Source organism: Streptomyces sp. NPDC096013 (assembly GCF_044763565.1).
Classification (GTDB): domain Bacteria; phylum Actinomycetota; class Actinomycetes; order Streptomycetales; family Streptomycetaceae; genus Streptomyces.
Map to the genome: position 1 here is coordinate 1 of NZ_JBIWGK010000009.1, position 21523 is coordinate 21523.

The following is a 21523-nucleotide window of genomic DNA, read 5'->3' on the forward strand; positions in this document are numbered from 1 at the left end:
AAAACACTCGGCTGGAAAACCCCAGCCGAGCGCCTGCGTGATCTACTGACAGCCGCGTAAGCCATCAGGTGTTGCGAGGACCCCAAGAATCCGCCGGCCGCCCGGGGCTCCGGTTCGTCGCGGCACGGCCGTCGCCCTCTCCCCCACGGAGTTCCGGCCGCTCCCCACACTCGTGGCCGCAGGCGGGCGGGACCGTCGTTCGACGCAGCGAACTGGTCGCGGTGGGCTGGCCCAAGGGTGCCCGGGTCAGTGACAACACACCGGGCCAGTCCCTGACCCGGCTGCGGCGGAGGCTGCCTGAGGCCGGCAGCGCGCTGACCATCGGCACCGCGCGCGGGATCAGGCGTCGCCTTTCATGAAGCGCCCTGTCCTCGATCAGCTTGGAGGAACACAGGAACAGCGGGCGGCCGAAGCCGTTGAGACGCCGGCTTCGGCCGCCCGCGTGAGTCCGCGGAGATGCCCGGGCTGACCCAGACGGCCGCCCGCACCGGCCACAGGTCGTCGGCGTGTGCCGAGGCGGCGCGGTTCTCGGGTCGGCCCCACGCACTCGACCCGTCGCCGGGCGCAGGGCCGAGGCGGCGCGGGTCTCGGCGCGGCCCCGCCCACTCGACCCGGCGCCGGGCGCAGGGGTCTGTCAGCCCATGTCTGTCAGGAGGGCGTTCAGTTCCTTCTCCTGTTGTGCGGGTGCCATCGGCGGGTTCGAGTGGTCGATGCCGAAGGTCTTGAGCACCTTGTCCATCTGGGCGTCGATGGAGGTCCAGCCGGTGTCGTCCAGCGGCTGGAGCGATGCCTGGTCGGCGTCCCACAGGTCACGCAGCGACTGGGCGGCCGTGTGCGCTGCCTTCGCATTCCCCGAGCTTGCGTCCTTGAGCGAGGTGGAGGCGAGGTTCTTCAGCGCGGCGACCTTGGCGGGCGGGAACTTCTTCACCGCCTGGCCGGGGGCCATCTGGACGGCGGAGGTGTTGTCGGCCTCCGGCGCCGGGCCGGTGTGCGGCTGGCCGTGGGCCCAGATCAGCAGGCCCGTGGTGGCGACGGCGAGCAGTCCGAAGCCGGCCAGACCGACGCGCTCCTTTCGCAGGTCGCCGGTGACGTGGGTGGCGTGGGCGGCCTCGTAAGTCTCGGTCACGTCGGAGCGTGTCACCGTCAGGTAGACCACTGTGGCCAGGATCAGGCCGAGGAAGATCAGGCTGGTGGTGAAGGTGCCCAGCGCGAGGCCGGTCGGCTCGCCCGGCGGAGCGACCTTCGGGGAGGCGAGCCAGTCGCCGATGTTCGCGCCCAGCGGGCGGGTCAGGATGTAGGCGAGCCAGAAGGACAGCACCGGGTTCGCGCCGAACTTCCACAGCAGCGTGATCGCCGCGATGAGGCCGAGCGGCAGCATCACCGAGGCGCCCGGGCTCCAGCCGGTGAGCTCCAGGGTCCAGTCACCGGTCGCGGTGCCGAGGGCGAAGGTGACGAGAACCGCGAGCCAGTAGAACGACTCACGCGGAAGGGTCGTGACCGAGTGGATCGAGAGGGTGCGCTCGCGCACCCACCACACGCCGAAGACCACGGCAAGCAGAACCGAGAACACGGCGGAGCTGATCCACAGCGGCACATTGAGCTGGTCGGTGAGGATGTCGGTGTACAGGGTGCCCGTGACACTGACAACGACCACGGTCAGCCAGTACGGGAACGGGACGTACCGCTTGAGCCGCATCTGGACGGCCAGGACCACGACGAACACTGCGGTGAAGATCCAGGCCGTATTCACCAGGCCGACGCCCAGCTTCATGTTGATCCAGTCGGCGAAGCTCTCCCCGACGGTGGTGCACAGGATCTTGATCACCCAGAACCAGATGGTGACCTCGGGGACCTTGTTGAGCATGAGGCGCCCGCTGCGTGGGCGTGCTTCCGTTGTCGTCGTCATGCAGGGAGGTTTACGGAGAGAACCTGCAAGCAACCTGACTACGTCGTCGCCTTCGCGGCCGGGAGCGTCACCTGGACGTGACCGCGGCCGTCCGCGATCGCCCGGACCTCCACACCGGCCGAGGCAGCGATACGCCGGACCACCGGCAGCCCCAGCCCGTACCCGCCGCCGCCGGTCACGCCCGCTTCGAAGACCCGGTCGACCTCAGCGGGATCGAACCCCGGGCCGTCGTCCAGGACATCCACCACGATGGCCTCGTCCTGGCCGCGCGCGGTGATCCACACACGGGACTTCGCATGCCGCAGGCTGTTCTCCAGCAGAGGTGACAGCAGCGATACGACGACGTCGGGCGCCAAAGCCACCTCGACCTTCGCCGGGAAGGCGACCTCGACCGCGCGGCCTCCGATCGCCTGCCGCGCGGCGGAGCGCAGATCACACCGGGTCCCCTCCTCCGTCCGTGCGCGCGCCGCGCGCAAGATCGTCGTGATCGCCGCGTTGAGGCGGTCGACCTCGCTCAGCACCACCTCCGGCACCACCGGCTCGCCGGACAGCTGCGCCAGCTGCGCCTCGCCTCGCAGGACCGTGAGCGGTGTCCGCAGTTCGTGGGCGATCTCGTCGGTGAGCCGGCGCTCGTCCGCCAGCGCGTTGTCCACCCGCTCCAGGAGGCGATCCAGGGTCTGCCCCAGTTCCCCGAACTCGTCGCGGGGGACTCCGAGGTTGAAACGGCGCCCGGGCTCGTGATGGCCCCAGTCGTCGGCGAGGGCGGCCATCTCGTGCACGACGCGCAGCGCGCGGTGCACCACGAGGTGCGCGACACCGCCGGCGAGGAGGATCGTGAGGCCGCCCAGAATCAGCGACAGGGTCAGGCTGCGCTGCTCGGATGTCTCGTAGGGCGTGAGGTCCACCCGGACGATCACCATGACGTGGTGGCCGACGGTCGGAACCGGCCGCGCGTACAGGAGGTAGTCGCCGACGGTCGCGGTCTGCGATCGCCCCGAGTCCGCCAGCTCCTCGACGCGCCCGACCACGCTCGGCGGCACGTCCCCGTCGATGAGACGGCCATCGGCGTACACCCAGGCGACCTCGTCCAGCGCCTCGCTGCTGTTCTCCGTGAGCACGACACGGCCGCCCTTGACGCTGACGTTCGCCGCGACCGCCTCGGCGCGCGTACGGGCCAGATCGTGCGCGTCGGCATCCGTCACCCTGCTCAGCAGCACATGCGAGACCACCACCAGGATCGCGACCACCGCGGTGGCGATCAGCACGGTGAGCGCGACGACGCTTCGGCGGAATCCCGTCACTGCCATCGGTAGCCCACGCCGCGGACGGTCGCCAGCCGCTCGGCCACACCCAGCGGACCGAGTTTGGTCCGCAGCCGGCGCACGTAGGAGTCGAGGGTGTTGTCGCTGACCTGGGCCCCGTGCGGCCAGCCGGCGGCGACGAGGGCGTGGCGGCGTACCGCGTCGCCCCGCGAGGCGATCAGGCGGCCCAGCAGCCGGAACTCGGTCGGGGTCAGGCTCATGCTCACCGCAGCGTAGGTCACCACGTGCTTGGCCGGATCGAGGACGACCTCGTGCGGTGCGGACGCCACGGTGGCCCGGCGCAGCAGGGCCCGGACACGGACCAGCAGTTCCGGGATGTCGAAGGGTTTGGTCATGTAGTCGTCGGCGCCGGCCTCGAAGCCGCCCACCTTGTGATGCAGGCCGTCCAAGGCGGTGAGCATCAGCACCGGCACGTCGACACCGCGAGCCCGCAGGGCCAGGCAGACATCGCGGCCGTCGGCGTCCGGCAATCCGAGATCCAGGACGACCAGCTGGGGCACCGGTGAGAGCTGCCGCAGCAGGCTGTCGGCCGTGGCGGCTACGGAGACGGTGTGTCCGTCGTGCTCCAGGGCGCGCTTGAGGATGCCGCGGACCGCCGCGTCGTCTTCGCACACCATGATGAAAGCCACGTGCTGACCCTAGATACTCGCGTTCCGGTTATCCATCCGCCCCGGTCAGCCACGCGAACGGGGTCTCCGCGTATGCGCAGGCGTATGCGGCCCGAAGCGGCTCCGTGTCGGGGTCCGTGGACGAGGCGTGGACGGAACGGGATCCAGGGATGAGAGGCAGCGCGAGGAGCCGACCAGGTGAGGCGGCCTCCGTTACCGGTCCGCCCGGTACAGCTTGATGTCCCTGTTCACGAAGAGGTGGACGTAGCCGCAGCGCCAGCAGATCAGGCCGGTGGCGTTCTCGTCGGCCCAGGCCAGTTTCATGAATTCCATGCCGGTGCTGTTGAGCAGGACACCCCGGTCTCGGAACAGATCTCCTTGGCAGACAAGGCACTTGAGCCAGATGTCTCCCACTGCCGCGCGCACCGGCTTCTTCGCCATCGAGTGAACTCCCCCGCCCCTGCCATGTGGTCGGGACGAGGCTATCCACAGCTTTCCTCGGTGCGGACGGTGGGGCAGTTGCCGACCGGTCGTCCGGTGCAGACGCGAGCGGCGCGCCCCCTATGGACAGGGAGCGCGCCGCCCGTCACTACGTCACCGCCGAGGCGTCATGACGTCGTACTGCGGGTAATCAGCGGTGGCCGCCACCCCCGTGACCGCCCCCGTTGTGGCCGCCACCCTCGTGGCCACCCCCTTCGTGACCGCCACCCCAGTGACCGCCGCCCCCGTGCCCGCCCCGGTGGCTGCCCCAGGACGCGTCGTCCACGAGGCGGTGGTGGTCGTTGCGGAGGGTGGCGGTGTCGGCGCGGTTGTCCCAGACGTAGTGGCGGCGGTCCTGGTAGAGGTCGCTGTCGGTGTCGCGGCCCACGCCGGTGTGGATGCGGACGGTGGCGTGGCCGCCCAGGCGGTAGTGGTGGAAGGTGTAGGTCTCGCCGTCCTTGTTCGACAGCTTCCAGCCGTCGAGGTTCACGGCGGTGCGGGTGTGGTTGGTGAGCTCCACCCACTCGTTGTTCAGGGAGCGGTTGGAGCGGTCCTCCGGTCCCGGAGAGTCGTACTGCACGCGGCTGATCTCCACGCTCGACCGGACCGCGTGGTCGGCAGCGGTCGCCGGCAGGGCCGCCGCGCCGACGAGGGCGCCGGCCGCGAGCGCGGCGGCGGCCAGACGGCGGACGGACGCGGAAGGTGAAGAGGTCACGGGTTCCCCCAGCATGGTGCGGGCACCTCCCTGGATACGGCTACGGCCGGACCCCGGGCTGTGCGGTGTGCGGGTGGCGGCCTGTTGGCCGCACACCCACACCTTCTCCACCGGACGGTCGGGATATGAGCGATACGTGAATCGTGTTACGAGTCGGTCGTGTTTCCGTGACTGTCGCCTGTACCGTCCATTTATGTACGTGATGCACCAGGTTGACGCCCCGGCGAGCGGAGGGGCCTTGCGGGCACTGGGCCGTGTTCCGCGATCGCCACGGTGCGCCACCCCGGGACCGTCGGGAGCGTCACCCGAAAGTGGGTAACGACGGACCTCCCACCTGCATGTTGTTACTGACAGTAACAGTACTTCGGCGTTGACGCGGGCGCCGTTCCGCCCGTCGCCAGGTCCAGGACGATCGACTGGTGATGGCCGAAGGCTGCCGGGTGTCGCGACGGGCACGGATTGGTTGCAGGACGGCGCCGCATGCCCTCAACTCCCGCCCCCCGAAGGCACCATGACGACTCATGGGGAGCTTGAGCGGGGGCCGGGATCGCTACGTCGACTTCCTGCGCGCGTGGGCGATCGTGCTGGTGGTGCTCGGGCACTGGCTGATCACCGGGCTGGTGCGGGACCCCGACGGGACCATCAGCGCACCGGAGTTGCTCGCCACCGTGCCCTGGACCCAGTGGCTGACCCTGGGGTTCCAGATCATGCCGCTGTTCTTCCTGGCCGGCGGTCACGCGGCCGGCGGCTCCTGGGCGCGGGCCCGCGACGAGGGCCGTACGGCGGCCGGTTGGGTGGGACAGCGGGCGCTACGGCTGCTGCTGCCCGCCGGGGTGTACAGCGGCCTGGTGCTGCTCGCCGTCGCGGTCTGCTCGGCGGTCGGCGTGGACCCCGGCATCCTCGCGCTCGTCGGGTGGGCCATGGCCATGCAGTTCTGGTTCCTGCCGGTGTATCTGCTGCTCAGCGCGGCAACTCCCGTGCTGTACGCGGCACATCGGCGATGGGGACTGCGGGTGCCGGTGGTGATGGGCGCGGTCGCCCTGGCCGCCGACGCGCTGGTGGTCACCGTGCACGCCCCGCTCGTGGGGCTCCTCAACTACGTTCTCGTGTGGGGCGTCGCCTACCAACTGGGCTTCTGCTGGCGGGACATGCTCCTCGGCGAACGCTCCGCCCTCCCCGTCGGCATGGCCGCGGGCGGCATGCTCGCCTTCGCCGCACTGGTCACGTTCGGGCCCTTCCCGGTGAGCCTGATCCTGGTGACCGGGCAGAACCCCGGCAACACCAATCCCCCGTCCGCCGCGATGCTGGCCTGGGCGGTCGGCCAGGTCGGACTGGCGCTACTGCTCGCGCCGGTGCTGCGACGGCTGCTGGAACGGGAGCAACTCTGGCGCCTGGTACGGCCGTTGGGTGGCGCCAGCATGACGCTCTACCTGTGGCACATGCTGCCGGTGCTGATCGTCGCCGCCGCCATCTACCTCACCGGGCTCGCTCCCGAACCGGCCTACGGGTCAGGGAGTTGGTGGGCGCTGCGGGTGCCGTGGCTGGCTGTTCTCGGGGTGGTGCTGGTGGGGGTCGTAGCGGCGCTCGGGCCGTTGGAGCGGGCGCTCTCAGTGGTGTACGAGCGGACGCGTCCCGGTGATCTCCCGCGGCGGCCTTGGGCGTTGTGGCTCGGGCTGGCGTCGAGCGTGAGTGCGCTGATCTGGTTCGCCGGGCACGGGTTCGCCTATGACGGGCGGTTCCCGGTGCTGCCCGCGGTGGGGCTGCTGGTGGGGGTCGGTCTGGTCATGGCGACGGGGCGGAGTCCGGTGGGCCGGGGTTTGCGTCTTACTTCTGTGTAGCTTGTGTTGTCTTTCGGGTGCGGGTGCGTTGTGGCTGGTCGCGCGGTTCCCCGCGCCCCTTGGGGGGTTGCCCTGTCCGGCGTCGGAAAGCCGACCGGGGGGCGGGACGGCTTGCGCCGATCCGCCCCCGTTGGCCTCCAACGTGCCTAGTGCCTACGGCACTTCGACAGGTCGATCCGGACGATCTGTGGGTCGTGGTCGCTCGCCTGGTCCGCGAACTCCGCGTTGATGTGGACGACGTCGTAGTCGAAGGACGTCACCGCGGGGCTGGTCAGGATGTGGTCCAGGGTCTGGGAGTTGCCGTCGTAGACGTAGGTGTAGCGCTCGGCGGCGGGGAGGGTGGTGATCAGGGGCTTGAGGACCTTGTCGGCCGTCAGGGTGGTCACCGTCTGGGAGAACTCGTAGTCGTTGAGGTCGCCGAGGACGACCGTCTTGGCGTTCTTGTCCGCCACCAGCAGGGACTTGACGAAGGTGTTGACCTCCGCCGCCTGGGCCGCGCGCTGGGTCTCCGAGCTGCGGGCCGGGGGCTGGTAGCGGCCGTGGACGGGCTGGTCGCCGCCCTTGGAGATGAAGTGGTTGGCGATCACGAAGACCTGCTCGCCCTGGAACGTGAACTCACCCACCAGGGGCTTGCGGCTGTCCTCCCAGGCCGCGCTGGTCGGGTCGATCCGGCCCGGGGAGTAGGTGAGTTGGACGCCCTTGCGGGTCTTCACCACGCTCGTGGCGGTGGTCGCGTCGCCGCCCTTGTGGTCGGTGAAGGAGACCCGCTTGGGGTTGAAGAGGAAGACCTGGCGGATGTTGCCGCCGGGCTCGCCGCCGTCCGCGTTGTTCGTCGGCGAGAGGTAACGCCACGCGTACGCCGGGCCGCCGGCCGCGCGGACCGCGTCCGTGAAGCGCTTCAGGGTGGCCTCGGCGGTCACCGTGCCGTCGTTCGTCGCGCCGTTGTCGTCCTGGATCTCCTCCAGGGCCACGATGTCGGGCGAGTTGAGGTTGACCGCGACGCCCTCGGCGAGCCGGTCGAACTTCTCCTGGGTGTCGAGCGCGTCCAGGTTCTCGACGTTGTACGTGGCGACCGCGAGCTCGTCCTTCTTCTGACGGCGGGTCACCTCCTGCTTCAGGCCCTTGTCGACGAGGGTGCCGAGCTGCGTGGCCTGGACGTTGTAGCCGCCGTAGGTGGAGTAGTCGAGGGGACCGGTCGTGACACCTGACAGTTCGTCACCGACGTTGGCGGCAGGGAAGGCCGAGGTCGTGTCGAGCGACATCACCTCGATACGGCCGGTGTTGGGCTGGTCGTACGAGGAGTACAGGGTGCCGCCGCGCGCCGTGGCGTTCTCCTGCGGCTTCACCGTGACCCACAGCTCGCCGTACGCGTCGCTCGCGCCGACCACCCGGGCGTCGGCGAAGGTGACCCGCATGCCCTCCAGGGACTCGTAGAAGTCCTGGGCGTAGACGGTCGGTTGGAGCGCGAGGGACTCGATGCTGCCGCCGGACGCGGTCGGGATGTAGGCGTCGGGGACCGAGGTCGCGTTCAGCGCGACGGCGTCGGGGAGCGCGTTGCCGCTGGAGAGGACCGTGGTGGTCGGGCCGCCGATCTCGGTGTTCGACTGGCTGGTGCTGCTCGGGTAGTACTCGGTGACCTTGCCGGTGACCAGGACCGAATCGCCCACCGCCACGGTGGGTTTGGCGGAGCCGGTGTAGACGAACACGGCCTCGCTGGTGCGCGGGTCGGTGTCGGGGGCCGGGTCCTGGATCCAGTAGCCGAGGGAGCCGCTGCCGCGGACGCCGGTGACGATGCCGGGGACGCGGGTGACCGTCTGGCCCGCGTACGGGGAGAGGCGGGTCGTGCCCTGGATGTCGTGGACGCGGACCGTGCCGGGGTCGGTGGGCGAACCGCCGTCGCCACCGCCGTCACCGCCGCCGTCGCCCGAACCGGGCGTCTGGCCAGCCGAGTTGACCGGTGTCGGGGTGCCGCCGGTGAAGTCGGCCGCGTTGTCGTCGGTGTCGGCGAGCGAGTCGGCGCGGGCCACCGCGGCCGTGTTGGAGGCGCCGGTGGCCGGGCCGCTGCCCTCGCGGACGACCGCGGTGCCGTAGCCCGTGAGGTCGACGATGCGCGGGTCGGCCGCGCAGTCCGCGGCGGTCTTGCAGGTCAGCGCGGCGGTGCCGGAGACCAGGGCAATCGTGCCGGAGGTGGCGCTCATCGCGATCGAGCCGGTGGCGTCGGTGGTGGGCAGCGCGGTCGTACCGCCGCTGCCGGTGCCCTCGCCGACCAGGTAGCGGGCGCCGGGGGCGATCGCGCCGGTGAGGGCGGTGACCTGCCAGGCGGAGGCCGCGGACGGCGTACCGGGCAGGTACTGGACGCTGTAGCCCGACAGGTCGTAGGCCGCGGAACCGGCGTTGCCGAGCTCCACGAAGTCCCGGGTCAGGGTGGCTCCCGAGTTGCCCCCGCCGCCGTACACCTCGGCAATCACCGCTGACGCGGAGGGAGTTGCGGACGCGCTGGGCAGGGCGGTGAAGGCGAACGCTCCCGCCGCGCCCACCGCGACGATCGCTTGGGCGGTGCGGCGGGCGCGGGGTCTGCGCCCTTCAGGTCTGGACACGCTGGCGGTCTCCTCGTGCTTCGTCTGGCTGCCGATACCGGGGTGCCTGTGGGGAGTCGGCTCAAGTTACGCGCGTAGAAAGGGAGTTGCCAGAGGGCCGTGCGTTAAATCCAGGGAACAAGTGAGTGCGGGGACGGCTGGGACGACCACGAAAGTGACGTTCCACACATAAACCCCGTGATCAATTGGACAACTCACCCCATTTCAGCGGACCTTGGGAGCTCCCGGACCGTAATCGGTTCACCTTTCAACCGTGGCCTTTTCCGGTTTCGTCCAGTTCACTCGGGATGGTTTGTATCGCACCATAAGTCCATTCTGATCCAGGGAGTGTGTAGAGATATGTCCAATTCGCCCTATGTGCGGGGTTCATCGGATTCATCGAACACATCGAAGTCGTCGGACTCGTCGACGTTGTCGAAGTCGTCGGGCTCGTCGAAGTCATCGGGCTCATCGGGCTCATCGGACTCGTCGGACGTTCCCTTCGCGCCCCACCCGGTGTCCGCCGCCGAGGTCATCCCGGGCGATCTGATCGCGCTGACCCCGGACGACGCCGGACGCTCCTGCTGGTACGTCGTGACGCACACCCTCCCCGAGACCCCCGAGACGATCCGGGTCACGCTGCGGCCCCCGCGCGGCGGCACCGACCACGACGAGGTGCTCGGCCGCGACCGCCGCGTCATCAGCGCGTGCCGCCGGCTGAACGCCGGCGCGATCCCGCACCTCGTCTCCGACGACCTCACCGGCACCGAGTTCCGTGAGGGCGACCGGGTGACCTCGCTGCGGGTGGTCGACCCTGGCGCGGACGAGGTGTCGTACGTACGGCGTTGGGGTGTCTGGCACCGCGACCTCGACGGGAACACGGACGAGGTCGCTTCCGACGCCGAGGTACGGGACTGGGCGGACGCGGAACATGTCGTACGACATCTGCCGCGGCCGGAGCGGGAGACGGCGGCGGTCGGTGGGCCGCGGCGGGTGGTGGTGACCGGGCTGGGGGCCGTCACGCCGTTCGGGGCCGGGGTCGGCGAGCTGTGGCGGGGGCTGCTCGAAGGGCGGCACGGGATACGGGAGTTGGACGGCGAGGAGTTCGCGGAGCTGCCCGTACGGGTGGCCGGGACCGTGCCCGTCGATCCGGCGGAGCTGCTGCCGCGGGCCGCGGCGCGGCGGATGAACCGGGCGGCGCAGTTCGCGGTGCTGGCCGCGCGGGAGGCGTGGGGCGACGCCGGGTTCGTGGCGGGCGGCACGCGCGAGAGCGGGCTCGATCCGGAGCGGGTCGGGGTCAGTCTCGGGACGATCCTCGGGGACGCGTCGATTCTCGTCGGCGGCGACCGCAAGCTGCGCGAGAAGGGCCCGCGCGCGGTCTCCCCGCTCACCACCCCCATGACCGTGCCGTCGCAGGCCTCGTCCCAGGTCTCCATCGACCTGCACATCACCGGCGAGGCCCGCACGGTCACCGCGGCGTGCGCCTCCGGCACGGAGGCGATCGGGTCGGCGATCGACCGCATACGGTACGGCCGGATCGACGTCGCCCTCGCCGGCGGGGCCGAGGCGGTCGTCACGCCGGCGATCATGGCGTCGTTCGCGGCGATGCGGGCGCTGTCCACGCGGGGCGTGACGGACGGGTCGTCGCCGTCGCGGCCGTTCGGCAAGGGCCGGGACGGGTTCGTGAACGGCGAGGGTGCGGGGGTGCTCGTCCTGGAGGCCGAGGAGCACGCACGCGCGCGGGGAGCGCGGATCTACTGCGAGGCCGCGGGGTGGGGTCTGTCCGCCGACGCGCACCACATGGCGGCGCCGGACCCGTCGGGCGCCGGGGTCGCACTCGCCGTGCGGCGGGCGGTGCGGGACGCGGGCGGGCATGTCGTGGACGTCGTCCATGTGAACGCGCATGCGACCGCGACGGTGGAGGGGGATCTCGCGGAGGCGGGTGCGCTCCGCGCGGTATTCGGCAGCAGGAACGTTCCGGTCACCGCGATCAAGGGGCATCTCGGGCATCTTCAGGGGGCCGCGGGTGGGGTGGAGGCGGTGGCGACGGTGCTGACCCTCCACCACGGGGTGGTGCCGCCGACTGTGGGGGTGGGGGATGCGGAAGTGGACGACGCGATCGGGCTGGATGTGGTGACGGGGGCGGCGCGGGAGGTACCCGGGGACGGGGATCTGGCGCTGAGCAACTCCTTCGGGTTCGGGGGGCACAACGCGGTGTTGGCGCTTCGGCGGGTGAGGTAGACCCCGGGCGGGCGAGGACTCGAACGGCTTACGTGCGGGGAGGGTTGGGGCGCAGGCCGTGGGCCTCCCGGACGGGAGCAACTCCCGGACTGCCCGTCCGGGAGGAGGGGTTGCGGCCGAAGTACTGCCTACGCGGGGCGCTTGCGAGCAGGGGTGAAGCGCAATCGGGCGCCTACGGAGAGGCAGCTCCAGCCAAAGCCGTGCTCACCCCGGACGGGTCGACGCCCAGGCCGGACGCCTGCCGCGCCCATACCGCCCGTCCGGGAGAGGGAGTTGCAGCCCAAGCCGTCTATGCGCCACACGAGTTGGGGCTCAAGCCGGGCACCTGCCGGACGCGAGTCACGCCCATAACACGCATCCACCAAGAGGGCGCCGCGCCCCAAGCCGTCCATCCGCCAAGCGAGTTGGGCTCACGCCGTGCGCTTGCGTGGTGTTGCTTTCTTTGTCGGGGTTTTCGTTGTGCTCTTTGCCGGGGTCTTCTTGGCGGTGGTGGTCTTCTTGGTGGCGCCCGTCGACTTCTTCGCCGAGGTCGACGTCGAGGCTGTGGACTTCTTCGCCGCCGCCTTCTTCGTCGCCGATGAGGTCGACTTCTTGCCGGTGGTCTGTTTGGGGGTTGCGCGCGCGGACCGGGACGAGATGGGTCTGACCTCGGCCTTCTTCCCCGTGTCCGCGGCCGTGTCCTCGCCGCGCGACTCCTTCGCCTCGCGGACGCTCTTCTCCAGGGCCGCCATGAGGTCGAGGACCTTGCCGCTGGGGGCCGGGGCCGAGGACTCGGCGGGCCGTTCGCCGGAGGCCTTCGCGGTGATCATCTCCTCGACCGCCTCGCGGTAGTCGTCGTGGAGGTCCGCGAGGTCGACCTCGCCGAGGGTGTCCATCAGGGCGTCCGCGAGGTCGAGTTCCTTGTCGCGGACGGTGACGCTCGTGTCGGGGGCGACGCCCTCGGGGACGCGGATCTCGTCCGGCCAGAGCAGCCCGTGCATGGCGATGACGTCGTCGACCACGCGGAGCATGCCGAGCCGTTCCCGCCCGCGCAGCGCGTACTTCGCGATGGCCACCTTCTGGCTGCGCTTCAACGCCTCGCGGAGCAGGGTGTACGGCTTGGCCGCGGGCACGCCGTTCGCGGAGAGGTAGTACGCCGCGTCCATCTGGAGCGGGTCGATCCGGTCGGCCGGGACGAACGCCACGATCTCGATCGTCCGCGCCGTCGGGATCGGCAGCTGGGCCAGGTCGTCGTCCGTGATCGGGATCATCGTCCCGTCCGCGTCCTCGTACGCCTTGCCGATCTCGGCCTGGGTGACCTCGCGGTCCTCCAGTTCGCAGACCTTGCGGTAACGGATGCGTCCGCCGTCCTCGGTGTGGATCTGGCGGAAGGAGATGGAGTGGCTCTCCGTCGCGTTCACCAGCTTGATCGGGATGCTGACCAGGCCGAAGGATATGGCGCCGTTCCATATGGATCGCACCTGCCGCACCTGCCTTCCGTTTCCGGCTCACAGCTCTCCGGCCTACGACGCCCCGACTCACGTCCGGTTCGTCACGTTTTCGTGGGATTCTCATCGTATGACGCCGATCACAGAGGTGGAGGGGCGACGGCTCGCGCTCAGCAACCTGGACAAGGTGCTGTACCCGGCGACCGGCTTCACCAAGGGCGAGGTCCTGCACTACTACGCCACGACAGCCGGGGTCCTGCTGCCCCAGTTGCGGGACCGGCCGGTGTCCTTCCTGCGCTACCCGGACGGCCCCGACGGCCAGGTCTTCTTCACCAAGAACGTGCCGCCCGGTACACCCGACTGGGTCACCACCGCCGAGGTGCCGCGCTCGGAGGGGCCGGCGCGCATGGTGCTGGTGCAGGATCTGGCGTCCCTGATGTGGGCGGCGAACCTCGTCACCGAGTTCCACACACCGCAGTGGGTCATCGGGGAGCCGAACCTCGCCGACCGCCTCGTCTTCGATCTCGATCCCGGGGCTCCGGCGACCGTCGTCGAGTGCTGCGCGGTCGCGCTGTGGCTGCGTGAGCGGCTGGCGGCGGACGGGATCGAGGCGTACGCCAAGACGTCCGGGTCGAAGGGCCTGCATCTGCTGGCGGGGGTCACGCCGGTGCCCTCGGAGCGGGCGGTGTCGTACGCGAAGGAACTGGCCGTGGAGGCGGAGGCGGCACTCCCCCGGCTCGTCGTCCACCGCATGACACGGAGCCTGCGGCCGGGAAAGGTGTTCGTCGACTGGAGCCAGAACGCCGCGCGCAAGACCACGGCCACGGCGTACACGCTACGGGTGGGCCCGGCCCCGGGTGTGTCGGCCCCGGTGACCTGGGAGGAGATCGAGGCGTGCCGGTCCGTACGCCAACTCACCTTCCTCGCACCGGACATGGGGGGACGACTGGAGGAGCACGGGGATCTGCTGGCACCGCTGCTCGATGGCGATGGCGACGGCAACCGGGCGGGGTCCGTGCCGTGACCACCGCCGCACCCGATGCCCGGCGAGTGGCGAGTGGCCAAGTCGCGAGTGGCGAGTGGCGAGTGGCGAGCGGCGAACTCGGCGGCCCCCTCAGGCCCTCCCCGCCCTCACGCCCTCCGCGCTCTCACACCCCGGCACCCCTCACTCCCTCCGCGCTCTCACCCCCCGCCCCCTCACACCCTCCCCCACGTATGCCGATCCCGAGCCATCGCATGCAGCGCCTCCACATCCGCCGGCTTCAACACCCCGCCCGTTCTCGCCAGTCCGGACAGCTCCGTGTCCTGGAGTACGCGGACTTCGCGGAGCGGGGTCGTGGTGGTGATGTCGGCCGGGCCGAGGAGGGCGAGGACCGGGTGGACCTCGGCTGTCAGGGCGTAGGAGGCGCGGGCCGCGTCGGAGCGGGTCCGGCGGAGGAGGGGGAGGGGGTCGCGGCGGCCCAGGGTGACCATGGGGTCGGCCACCTGGACGCGTTGTTTGCGGGCGTACAGGGTGTGCAGGGCGTAGAGGCCGCCGGGGCCGATCAGCAGGTGGTGGAGGCGGTCGCCGCCGGGGAGGGGGATGGAGTGGAGGGCGTGCCAGCCCGCGCCGTCGAGGGCGTCGAGGGCTTCGCCCACCGCCTGTTCCGCGGTGAGGGCGCGGCGGCGGGGGTCGGGGCGGAGCCGGTGCTGGGGGCCCGGGTCGCGGTCGAGGGCCACGTGGAGGGCCTCGCCGGGGCGGTTGGGGGCCAGGTCGTCGTCGGGGTGGAGGGTCAGGCGGGCCAGTTCCGCGGGGGTCGGCACCGGTGGCGGGCCCACCGTGACCGGGCCGGTGAGGAAGGGACCGAGGGCGTGCAGGACGTCCTCTCTGCGGTCCTCGCTCAGCAGGTTGATCCGGGCCGCCTCCCTGTCGTACCAGGCGACGTTCCTTCCGTCGGTGTGACAGACGTACAGCCGTTCCTGACCATGGCGCCAGGTCGGTATCACGCGGAGTCCGCTCATGCACCATCACCCCCCGACCATGGGAACAGGCGGGGTGCTCAAGGGGCAAGAACCCGGTTACCTTTGGGTCAGTCGCTGGGGCTTGGGGAGGCGCCGTTGCGGACGCGCAGGAAGCAACCCGACGTACCCGCTCCGGACACTCCGTGGAGCGAGATCACGCCCGGTCTGTGGATGGGCGGGCACGAGTTCCGGGGGCGTTCGGGACAGCGGGAGTTCGCGGTGGTGCGGGACGAGTTCGATCTCGTACAGACTCTGCTGCGGCTGCCGGGGCACGGGCCCGATCCGGGCGTCGAGCACCATGTCTGGCCGATTCCGGACGGCCCGCTGGACGGGACGCAGCTGGCCGGTGTGATGCGGCTGGCGGTCGCCGCGTGCGACGCGCTGGACGCGGGGCGGAAGGTGCTCGTCCGCTGCTATCACGGCTACAACCGGTCGGGCCTGGTCGTCGCGCACGCGCTGGTCCGCCGCGGGCACTCCACCGAGGAGGCGATACGGCTGATCCGCGCCCGCCGGTCGCCGTGGGCACTCCACAACGAACTCTTCGTCGAGTACCTGCGGACGGGACTGTCCACGGCCCGGCTGCTGGAGGAACTGGCCGAGTAATCGTTTCGCCCGCGTTTCCCCGCTCCACCGGAGCGCATGAACAAAAGGGACTTCCCTACGAATAGGGTGTATGGGTCACCCACTCGCGCCCCGCAGGAGAGCAGTGCCCCCCAGTCGCCCCCGCCGCTCCGGCCGCCCCGGCCGCCCCGTGCGCACCGCCCGCACCACCGCCGCCGTCGCCCTGCTGCTCGCGACCGCCGTGGCCTGCGGTGACACCGGCGCGCTGCGGGGCGCGGGGGCGACCCCGACGGCGACGAGCCCCGCCAGACTCTGGCCGAATCTGTCGCCCGCCGCCTCGCCCGCCTACGACTTCGACGAGGCGGACACGGAGACCGTGAAGGGCGTCACCGTCCCCGGCGACGACATCCACCGGGTCGACCCGGTCGCCGTCGTACGCGCGGAGATCGCCGCGCATCCCAGCGACTACAAGGGCGCGAAGGCGCCGTACCGCGTAACCGGCGACCGCGTCGCCGACTGCGGGAAGGGCGGGGACCGCGGGGCCTGTCCCGTCCTCAAGCCCTACTACCGCGACCTGACCGGCGACGGACGCGACGATCTGACGCTCGGGTTCCCGCTGCTGCCGACGAAGATGACGGCCGTGCGGGTCTACACCGTCGAGAAGCACCGGCTCGTGCAGGTCATGGCCAACGACGACGCCGTCAGCGGGGTCGAACTGGCCGGGCATTCGGTGATCATCCGCTCGCCCTCGGAGCTGGCGGGGTACGAGTACCGCGTGCAGTGGACCTGGGACGCGGATCAGAAGGCGATGCTGCTGACCCACGACGAGTTCCTGCGGACCGGCAGCCGTAAGCACGGGGTGCGCCGGGCGACCCCGACCGCGCCCGGCTCACCCGGTGCGCCCGGCTCCTCCGCCTCCCCCTCGGCCACGCCGTGATCCGGCTCGTGCTGCCCCGGTGGGCCGGGACCCTCGCCTTCAAGGCCGGCGTGTTCATCACCGTGATGTGCTGCGCGCTGGCCGCGCTGCTCGGTGTCCTCGTGCATGTCTCGGTGACCGACCAGACCGTCGGCCAGGCCCGTGACCTCGCGTTGTCGCGGCTGCGGACGGCGACGACCCAGTACGAGGCCGGGGACTCGCTCGTGCACGGCGCCGGGGTCGACTCCGCGGATCTGCCGGTGGCCTTGCGGCGGTTGGCGGCCGGCGGGGAGCGCGGCACGATGGTCGGCAGGCACCGTGGGCGGCCCACGATGTGGGCGGCGGGTCCCGCCGACGACGACCGGGTGCTGGCCGTGGCCGTCGACTACTCGCAGGGCGCCGGCACCATCGCGGGGCTCGACCGGGCGATCTTCTGGTCGTCCGGTCTGGCGATCGGGGCGACGCTGCTGGTCGGCGCGTTCGCGGTGACCCGGGTGACGCGGCGGCTGCACGGGACGGCGCGGGTGGCCCGGCGGATCAGCGCGGGGGATCTGGACGCGCGGGTGGACGATCCCCGTACGAAGGACGCGAACCTGCCGCAGGACGAGGTGGCCGCGGTGGCCGCCGCGCTGGACACGATGGCGTCGTCGTTGCAGGGCAAGCTGCTGACCGAGCAGCGGTTCACGGCGGATGTGGCGCACGAGTTGCGTACGCCGCTGACGGGGTTGCACGCGGCGGCCGAGCTGTTGCCTCCGGGGCGGCCCACCGAGTTGGTGCGGGATCGGGTGGCCGCGTTGCGGACGCTGACGGAGGACCTGCTGGAGATCTCCCGGCTCGATACGCGGCGGGAGAAGGTGGAGCTGGACACCGAGCGGTTGGGGGCGGTGGCCGAGCGGGTGGTGCGGGGCGCTGGGGGTGGCGGTGAGGTCGTCGTCGTGCGGGACGAGTGGGTGGAGACGGATCGGCGCCGGCTGGAACGGGTGCTGGGGAATCTCGTCGCCAACGCGCATCGGCACGGGCGGGGGCCTGTCGTGGTGACCGTGGAGGGGGCGGTGGTGACGGTGCGGGATCACGGGGACGGGTATCCGGAGTACCTCGTGGAGCACGGGCCTCAGCGGTTCCGTACGGAGGGTGGGGCCACGGGGCACGGGCTGGGGTTGACCATCGCGCTGGGGCAGGCGGAGGTGTTGGGGGCGCGGCTGGAGTTCTCGAACGCGGCTGACGGAGGGGCGGTGGCGACTGTGACGTTGCCTTCCGCGGGGGGCTAGCGGAGAGCTCGGGGTGCGCGTGCGGTGTCGGCCCGCGGTCGCGTGGGGCGGGTCGCGCGGTTCCCCGCGCTTCTGCCGGGCGCGCCTGTGCGGGCCGTGTTCCATCGCGCCGCGCGCGTCGGGCGTGCTCGTGTGGACCAGTGTGACGAGCGGATTCCCGCTTTCCCCTCCTAATGTGGCGAATAGTCAGGTTCGACCCACTTCTGGAGGTACCCCCATGTCCCTCAGCCTCTCCCTGCGTCGTCTCGGGATAGCGGTCGCCGCCGGTGCGCTGGTCAGCGCCGCGGCCATCACTCCCGCCGTGGCCGACGGCGACTGGGGTGACGACGACCCGGGTGTCAGCCGTCAGGACGACGGCGGGTGGAACCAGCGCGGTGACGAAGACTCCGACGGCCGCGGGGACTACGACCACCAGGGCGACCACGACAACCAGCGGCTGTACCGGGGTGTCGTCACCGCCGACCGCCTCGCCCTGCGCTCCCGTCCGGACCGCGGCAGCAGGATCATCCGGTACGCCCACCGCGGTGAGCGCGTCTCGATCTTCTGCAAGACGGGCGGCTCGAACGTCCAGGGCAACCCGCTCTGGTACCTCCTCACGGACGGCACCTGGGCCTGGGGTGCGGCGCGGTACATCGACAACATCGGCCCCGCTCCCCGCTGGTGCTGACGGTCGCAACACACGCACCACCCAAGGCACACAACCCGCACCATTTGGGTAAGTTCCGGACATGACCAACGCCGGAACCACCGTCACAGCGGACCTTCCCACACCCGCTGTACGCCTCCCCCGGCGCCGTGGCATCGAACTCACCCTCATCGTCGTGGCCGTACTCCTCTCTGTGTACGGCTACTGCGCTGTCGGTCTCGCCAAGAACGGCACGGTCCCGCCCGGCGCCGCCGGCTACGGCGCCGGGCTCGGCGTGCTCGCCCTCGTCGCGCACATCGCGGTGCGCCTGCGGGCGCCGTACGCCGACCCGCTCCTGCTGCCGATCGGGGTCCTGCTCAACGGCCTGGGGCTCGTCCTCATCTACCGGCTCGACCTGGAGACCCCGGGCGACCGGGCGGCCCCCACCCAACTCGTGTGGTCGACGCTGGGCGTGACCCTCTTCATCGTCGTGGTGCTCGCCCTGCGCGACCACCGCGTCCTCCAGCGCTACGCGTACGTCTGCGTGGCCGGCGCGCTCGCCCTGCTCACCCTCCCGGTCTTCTTCCCGGCGGTGAACGGGGCCCGGATCTGGATCCGGATCGCCGGATTCTCCATCCAGCCGGGCGAGTTCGCGAAGGTGCTGCTGGCGGTCTTCTTCGCCGCGTACCTCGCGGCCAACCGCAATGCGCTGGCCTACGCCGGCCGCCGTGTCTGGCGCCTCCAGCTCCCCACCGGGCGCGTGCTGGGCCCGATCGTCGCCATCTGGCTGCTGAGCGTGGGCGTCCTGGTCATGGAACGCGACCTGGGCACCTCGCTCCTCTTCTTCGGCCTGTTCGTGACCCTCCTCTACGTCGCCACCGGCCGCACCGGCTGGATCGCGGTCGGCCTGCTGCTCGCGGCCCTCGGCGCGGTCGCCGTCGGCCGGTTCGAACCGCATGTGCACAGCCGCGTACAGGACTGGCTGCACCCCTTCGCGTCGATCGACGCGGGCCACGGGCCCAACCAACTCGCCCAGTCCCTCTTCGCGTTCGCGGCCGGCGGCATGCTCGGCACGGGCCTGGGCCGCGGCCACTCCATCCTCATCGGCTTCGCCGCGAAGTCGGACTTCATCCTGGCCACGGCGGGCGAGGAACTGGGCCTGGCCGGCCTCTCCGCGATCTTCATCCTCTACGGCCTGCTCGTCGAGCGCGGCTACCGGGCGGGCCTGGCGCTGCGCGACCCCTTCGGGCGGCTGCTCGCGGTCGGGCTCGCGTCGATCGTCGCGCTCCAGGTGTTCGTGATCGCGGGCGGGGTGACCGGGCTGATCCCGCTGACCGGCATGGCGATGCCGTTCCTCGCCCAGGGCGGCTCCTCGGTCGTCACCAACTGGGCGATCGTGGCCCTGCTGATCCGGCTGAGCGACTCGTCCCGCCGTCAGTACGACATCGAGGTGGCCGCGTGACCGACGCCATGACCCGCCACATCCGCCTCGCGGCGGGCTTCTGCGCCCTGCTCCTGCTGGCCCTGCTGGTGAACGCCACCCGCGTCCAGATCGTCCAGTCCCGCTCCTACGACGACAACATCGCCAACCGCCGCCACACCATCGCCCGTTACGACCAGCCGAGGGGCCGCATCCTCGTCGGCGGCGAGCCGGTCACCGGCTCCCGTGACTCGGGCGAGCAGCTCCGCTACGAACGGACGTACAGGGACGGCCCGTTGTACGCCCCGGTCACCGGCTTCGCCTCGCAGGAGTACGGCACGACCTTCCTGGAGCATTCCGAGGACGGCATCCTCTCCGGCAGCGACCCGATGCTCTCGCCGTTCCCGCTGTGGAACGACCTCACGCGCGGCCAGAACCCCGGCGGCAACGTCGTCACCACCCTCAACCCGGCCGCGCAGAAGGCGGCTTACGACGGACTGGGCACCCGCACCGGCGCGGTCGCCGCGATCGAGCCGTCGACCGGCCGGGTCCTGGCTCTCGTCTCGACCCCGTCCTACGACCCCGGCACCCTGTCGGGCAACGGCCGCTCGGCGAAACGCAGTTGGGCCCGGCTGAATGTCGACCCGAACAGGCCGATGCTCAACCGGGCGGTCCGGCAGACCTATCCGCCGGGTTCGACGTTTAAGGTGGTCACCGCGGCGGCGGCGCTGGACGCGGGGGTGGTGACGGACCTGGACGCGGCGACCAGGTCCCCCGACCCGTACCGGCTTCCCGGCACGACGACGACCCTCACGAACGAGGGCGACGGCTGTGCGGACGCGCCGCTCCGGTCCGCCTTCGAGTGGTCCTGCAACACGGTGTTCGCGAAGCTGGGCGTGGATGTCGGCGTACGGGACATGAGCGCCACGGCGGAGGCGTTCGGGTTCAACGACACCGGGGTGCGCATCCCCTTCTCGGTCGCCCCCAGCACCTTCGACACCTCCCTGGACAAGGCCCAGTTGGCGCTGTCGTCGATCGGGCAGTACAACACCCGGGCCACTCCGGTGCAGATGGCGATGGTCGCGGCGGCGGTCGCGAACGGCGGGCAGCTGCGGGAGCCGTATCTGGTGGAGCGGACGACCCGGCGGGGCGGCGAGACGGTGTCGACGTACGGCTCCCGTCCGGTCCGCCAGGTGATGCGCCCCGCGACCGCCGTACAGATGAGGGAACTCATGGAGGACGTGGTCACCGAGGGCACCGGCACGAACGCGGCGATCCCCGGCGCGACGGTCGGCGGCAAGACCGGCACCGCGCAGCACGGCATCGGCAACGCGGGTACGCCGTATGCCTGGTTCGTGTCCTGGGCGCAGGGCGAGCGGGACATCGAGCCGAAGGTGGCGGTCGCGGTGGTGGTGGAGGACGCGTCGGCGCACCGCTCGGACATCAGTGGCGGCGGGGACGCGGCACCGATCGCGAAGGCGGTGATGGAGGCGGTGCTCGGGTCCTGAGACGGGGTACCGGGCCAAGAAGTCCCGCCCAGGGGATTGACGAGCTTGCTGACAAGCAGTCTCATAAGAGACTGGGGGTGTGACCCCGGGTAACACGCGAGCCGTGAGGTG

18 protein-coding genes and 1 pseudogene are annotated in these 21523 nt (G+C 71.0%); 10 read left to right on the forward strand and 9 right to left on the reverse strand.

Annotated elements, in window-relative coordinates:
• Positions 1 to 121 precede the first annotated feature (121 nt).
• Positions 122 to 359, forward strand: a pseudogene (locus ACIRB1_RS27810) (helix-turn-helix domain-containing protein); the annotation flags it as partial.
• A gap of 275 nt (positions 360 to 634) precedes the next feature.
• Here the strand turns inward: ACIRB1_RS27810 and ACIRB1_RS27815 are convergent.
• From ACIRB1_RS27815 to ACIRB1_RS27835, 5 genes are all read right to left on the reverse strand, one after another.
• Positions 635 to 1906, reverse strand: coding sequence for a hypothetical protein (locus ACIRB1_RS27815; protein ID WP_403467400.1), 1272 nt, complete (start codon positions 1904 to 1906; stop codon positions 635 to 637).
• A 38-nt stretch (positions 1907 to 1944) separates the two neighbouring features.
• Entirely contained in the window at positions 1945 to 3213 is a 1269-nt protein-coding gene (locus ACIRB1_RS27820) for a sensor histidine kinase (RefSeq protein ID WP_403467401.1), read from the reverse strand.
• On the reverse strand, positions 3204 to 3857 hold the full coding sequence (locus ACIRB1_RS27825) for a response regulator transcription factor (protein ID WP_403467402.1): 654 nt from the start codon (positions 3855 to 3857) through the stop codon (positions 3204 to 3206). The genes ACIRB1_RS27820 and ACIRB1_RS27825 overlap by 10 nt, the downstream gene beginning before the upstream one ends.
• Before the next feature lie 192 nt (positions 3858 to 4049).
• Positions 4050 to 4277, reverse strand: a complete 228-nt coding sequence (locus ACIRB1_RS27830) for a hypothetical protein (protein WP_403467403.1) — start codon at positions 4275 to 4277, stop codon at positions 4050 to 4052.
• A gap of 190 nt (positions 4278 to 4467) precedes the next feature.
• Positions 4468 to 5046, reverse strand: coding sequence for a lamin tail domain-containing protein (locus tag ACIRB1_RS27835; protein ID WP_403467404.1), 579 nt, complete (start codon positions 5044 to 5046; stop codon positions 4468 to 4470).
• Positions 5047 to 5552: 506 nt separating this feature from the next.
• Between ACIRB1_RS27835 and ACIRB1_RS27840 the strand changes: the two genes are divergently transcribed.
• The gene (locus ACIRB1_RS27840) at positions 5553 to 6869 is read left to right on the forward strand and encodes an acyltransferase (RefSeq protein WP_403467405.1); all 1317 of its coding nucleotides are present in this window, start codon (positions 5553 to 5555) and stop codon (positions 6867 to 6869) included.
• Positions 6870 to 7015: 146 nt separating this feature from the next.
• On the opposite strand, the gene ACIRB1_RS27845 is transcribed toward ACIRB1_RS27840, so the two are convergent.
• Positions 7016 to 9406 carry an endonuclease/exonuclease/phosphatase family protein gene (locus ACIRB1_RS27845; protein ID WP_403467583.1) on the reverse strand — a complete coding sequence of 797 codons (2391 nt, stop codon included), beginning with the start codon at positions 9404 to 9406 and terminating at the stop codon, positions 7016 to 7018.
• Between the two features lie 413 nt (positions 9407 to 9819).
• Positions 9820 to 9981: a hypothetical protein gene (locus tag ACIRB1_RS27850; RefSeq protein WP_403467406.1), complete on the reverse strand. Its 162-nt coding sequence runs from the start codon at positions 9979 to 9981 to the stop codon at positions 9820 to 9822.
• Here ACIRB1_RS27850 and ACIRB1_RS27855 point away from each other — a divergent pair.
• Positions 9962 to 11686, forward strand: a complete 1725-nt coding sequence (locus tag ACIRB1_RS27855) for a beta-ketoacyl-[acyl-carrier-protein] synthase family protein (RefSeq protein ID WP_403467407.1) — start codon at positions 9962 to 9964, stop codon at positions 11684 to 11686. The two genes, ACIRB1_RS27850 and ACIRB1_RS27855, sit on opposite strands and share 20 nt — an antisense overlap.
• A gap of 410 nt (positions 11687 to 12096) precedes the next feature.
• Here ACIRB1_RS27855 and ACIRB1_RS27860 read toward each other — a convergent pair whose 3' ends face one another.
• Positions 12097 to 13155, reverse strand: coding sequence for a Ku protein (locus ACIRB1_RS27860; protein ID WP_403467408.1), 1059 nt, complete (start codon positions 13153 to 13155; stop codon positions 12097 to 12099).
• An 88-nt stretch (positions 13156 to 13243) separates the two neighbouring features.
• On the opposite strand from ACIRB1_RS27860, the gene ligD reads away from it, so the two are divergent.
• Entirely contained in the window at positions 13244 to 14137 is an 894-nt protein-coding gene (gene ligD, locus ACIRB1_RS27865) for a non-homologous end-joining DNA ligase (protein ID WP_403467409.1), read from the forward strand.
• A gap of 173 nt (positions 14138 to 14310) precedes the next feature.
• Here ligD and ACIRB1_RS27870 read toward each other — a convergent pair whose 3' ends face one another.
• Complete coding sequence (locus ACIRB1_RS27870; protein ID WP_352180629.1) at positions 14311 to 15114, reverse strand: nuclease-related domain-containing protein; 804 nt, start codon at positions 15112 to 15114, stop codon at positions 14311 to 14313.
• 96 nt (positions 15115 to 15210) lie between these two features.
• On the opposite strand from ACIRB1_RS27870, the gene ACIRB1_RS27875 reads away from it, so the two are divergent.
• The 6 genes from ACIRB1_RS27875 to ACIRB1_RS27900 all read left to right on the forward strand — a co-directional run bounded on the left by ACIRB1_RS27875 (position 15211) and on the right by ACIRB1_RS27900 (position 21412).
• Positions 15211 to 15717: a dual specificity protein phosphatase family protein gene (locus ACIRB1_RS27875; protein WP_403467410.1), complete on the forward strand. Its 507-nt coding sequence runs from the start codon at positions 15211 to 15213 to the stop codon at positions 15715 to 15717.
• 103 nt (positions 15718 to 15820) lie between these two features.
• Entirely contained in the window at positions 15821 to 16612 is a 792-nt protein-coding gene (locus tag ACIRB1_RS27880) for a hypothetical protein (protein WP_403467411.1), read from the forward strand.
• Positions 16612 to 17859: an ATP-binding protein gene (locus tag ACIRB1_RS27885; protein ID WP_403467584.1), complete on the forward strand. Its 1248-nt coding sequence runs from the start codon at positions 16612 to 16614 to the stop codon at positions 17857 to 17859. The genes ACIRB1_RS27880 and ACIRB1_RS27885 overlap by 1 nt, the downstream gene beginning before the upstream one ends.
• A gap of 217 nt (positions 17860 to 18076) precedes the next feature.
• Positions 18077 to 18526 carry an SH3 domain-containing protein gene (locus ACIRB1_RS27890; RefSeq protein ID WP_352180633.1) on the forward strand — a complete coding sequence of 150 codons (450 nt, stop codon included), beginning with the start codon at positions 18077 to 18079 and terminating at the stop codon, positions 18524 to 18526.
• Between the two features lie 61 nt (positions 18527 to 18587).
• Complete coding sequence (locus ACIRB1_RS27895) at positions 18588 to 19946, forward strand: FtsW/RodA/SpoVE family cell cycle protein (protein WP_352180634.1); 1359 nt, start codon at positions 18588 to 18590, stop codon at positions 19944 to 19946.
• 8 nt (positions 19947 to 19954) lie between these two features.
• On the forward strand, positions 19955 to 21412 hold the full coding sequence (locus tag ACIRB1_RS27900) for a penicillin-binding transpeptidase domain-containing protein (RefSeq protein ID WP_403467585.1): 1458 nt from the start codon (positions 19955 to 19957) through the stop codon (positions 21410 to 21412).
• Positions 21413 to 21523 lie beyond the last annotated feature (111 nt).